The organism is Streptomyces sp. WAC04114 (assembly GCF_019733245.1).
In the GTDB taxonomy this organism is placed as follows: domain Bacteria; phylum Actinomycetota; class Actinomycetes; order Streptomycetales; family Streptomycetaceae; genus Streptomyces; species Streptomyces massasporeus_A.
This window is the reverse complement of the sequence record NZ_JAIGQA010000342.1, coordinates 1-2,487: the sequence shown is the minus strand read 5'-3', so window position 1 is coordinate 2,487 and position 2,487 is coordinate 1. Positions and strand designations below refer to the sequence as shown.

Annotated in this window: 2 protein-coding genes and 2 pseudogenes; all 4 read right to left on the bottom strand. The window is 68.5% G+C overall.

Going from position 1 to position 2,487, the window contains the following annotated elements:
* Window positions 1–290 (bottom strand): annotated as a pseudogene (locus tag K4G64_RS39000) (hypothetical protein); the annotation flags it as partial.
* 62 nt (window positions 291–352) lie between these two features.
* Window positions 353–1,798, bottom strand: coding sequence for a UvrD-helicase domain-containing protein (locus tag K4G64_RS38995; RefSeq protein ID WP_221760577.1), 1,446 nt, complete (start codon window positions 1,796–1,798; stop codon window positions 353–355).
* Window positions 1,795–2,277 (bottom strand): hypothetical protein, encoded by a 483-nt coding sequence (locus K4G64_RS38990; protein ID WP_221760578.1) that lies wholly within the window; start codon window positions 2,275–2,277, stop codon window positions 1,795–1,797. The genes K4G64_RS38995 and K4G64_RS38990 overlap by 4 nt, the downstream gene beginning before the upstream one ends.
* A pseudogene (locus tag K4G64_RS38985) lies at window positions 2,274–2,487 on the bottom strand (hypothetical protein); the annotation flags it as partial. The gene K4G64_RS38990 and the pseudogene K4G64_RS38985, both read right to left, overlap by 4 nt.

Genomic DNA, 2,487 nt, shown 5'->3' with positions numbered 1-2,487 from the left:
GGTGGGGTGAAGGTGCGCCAGGGGGCGGAGTCGGTGACGAGGACGGCGACGAGGCAGCCGTTCATGGGCGCGATGTCGGTGTGGAGTTGCCGTCCGAGGATGCCGTCGCGGTAGCGGAGCTGGGTCAGCCCACGTGCGTGACCGGAGCCGGTGAGCGCGCGGTCGATGACCGCTATGTCGCCTTGGAAGCTGCCGCATCGCAGGGACGGAAGGCCGTGGGAGGCTGGCTCTGTGGTTGCGCCGCCCGTGTGCGTGGAGTGTGCATCCCGGTCGGAACCTCCTCGGCTCAATCGCCGTGAGCCCTGAGCGCACTTGGTGCCAGCCCTCAGCTTCCGTTGTGACCCCGATCGGCCTACCGGTCGATCCGGGAAAGTCCGCCGAGATCGAGCCGTCGGCGGGTGCGGGTAACTGCCACGTAGGCGAGGCGAGCTTCGGCGTCATCGATCGTGATGGGCGCGCGGTGAGCTGGGTGGTCTGGTGGTGCGCTCGTGTTCTGGTGTGGAGCGAAGTCGTCGGCGACCTTTACGCTGCCCCACTCGCGGCCTTTGGCCTTGTGCACAGTGGAGACGCTCACCTTTGCATGCTCTTCGGGCGCGAGTCGCGCTACGGCTGACAGAATGGCATCAGTTCCGTGGGTGTCGACGAGCTCGACGAACGGCTGCAGGTCGCGTCCGGCCGGATCGTGCGCGGCGTAGTCCTGCAGTTCTCCCCAGGTAGGGAACAGCACGAGTTCGGGGTGATTCGTGCGGTGGCCTTCTTTCAGGTCACGGGCGGCTTCGGTCAGAGCGTGCAGGCTGCCCCCACCACCGACCAGCCCGACGCGGTGCCCGCCGGCCAGCAGGGTCATGACCTGTGTCATGGCGCCGACGTTGGTGCGGCACAGTACTGCGTCGGGGTCTGTGACGAAGCCGAGTTCGGTGGGCACGGTCTCGGCTCCGGTCAGGCGGATGGGCGCGTCAGCCAGGTGCAGCCAGCGGTTGGCTTCCTCCGCGAGTTGAGGGCCGAAGCGGAACGACTTGGACAGGGTGAGCTGGGTGCCATCGAAGCCGGTCATGACGTCTTTGGCGCCGCGCCAGTGGTAGATGGCTTGTGCGGAGTCGCCGACCATGACCAGTTGGGCGTGGCTGCGCTGGTTGAGGAAGATCTGTTCGACGACGGGGTTGGTGTCCTGGGCTTCGTCCAGGAGCAGGAAGTCAGTGTCGATTCTGGGCTGGGTAAGGGCCCACATTTTCAGGTAGTGGTCGTGGTCGAAGCGGACGGCGCCATCGTCGGGGTTTTGCAGATCGTCCCAGGCTTTGCGGGCGAAGGGCAGGAGGTGGGCTGCGAGTTCGCGGTGGAGGTCTGTGGCTTCCAGTCCGCGTAGTTTCGGCACGTGGTGGCGGGTGATCTTGTCGTCTGCGGTGTGGCAGTAGCGGGTGACGATGCGCAAGAGGGCGTTGGACAGGGCACGTTGAGAGAGTTCGCGGTCGCCGATGCGGATGGCTTTGGTGACACCGAGGGCTTGTCCGGTCTGCCAGGCCGGGCGGCGGGGTGCGTTCAGGCGGTGGGTGTAGCGGTGGCCGACGGCTGCGTAAGCGAGGGCGTGGGCGGTCTTGCACTGGACGGTGGTCGGGAAGCGGCCGCGTGCGTCCTGGGCGATGGCGCGGTTGTAGGCGAGATAGCGGCCGCGGCGTGGGGTGGTTCGGGCGAGCAGGGCGAGGGTGGTGGTTTTGCCGGTGCCGGCGCCGGCTTGAAGGGCAAGGTGGTTGCCGGCGTGGAAGGCGTCGGCTGCGGCCGTCTGTTCGTCGGTCGGGTTCATGGTGTGGGTCCTTCAAAGGGACGGGTGAGGGCGTGCCCGACGGCGGACAGCAGGTGCGCGGGGGTGGTGTGGGCGAGCAGGTGGCGTACAGCGTGGTCGAGGCGTTCGGTCTCCCGGTCGGCGTGAGCGGTCAGGGCTCGCTGGAGGGCCTCGCGTACGTAGCGCTCGGGGGTGAGGCCTGCGTGGCGGGCATCGCGTGCGAGGGCGGTGTGGACGCCGGGCGGGAAGGCGAGGTTGAGCAGGACCTGTCCGTGCGTGTCCGGGTAGTGGGTGGTGATCACGTCGATGGGCAGCCGGGAGGTGAGGCGCCGGCGCAGACGGTGAGCAGCGCGTTCGGGAGTTCTGGCGCCCACCAGGCCCATCAGGCGAGTGGCGTTGTGGTTGGCGGCGAGCGGCCAGGCTTGGGCGGCGTGGCGGAGTTCGGCCGTGCTCAGGGGCCGGGTGAGTGCGATTTCCAGGGCGTGGTGGGGCATGGTCAGCGGCCTTTGGCCTGGCAGGCTGGAAAGTGGGGCAGGCGGGTGCGGATGTGGGCGGTGTGCAGGAGGGGGTCGAAAGGCTGCCATTCGGCCGGGGCGAGGTTGGCGGCACCGGGGGCGGCGGCGTGTTGGGGGCAGCGCTGCGCACGCCAGCGCAGTTGTTCGCTGTAGGGCAGGTGTCCCAGGTCGTAGACTGCCATCAGTCCATCGGGC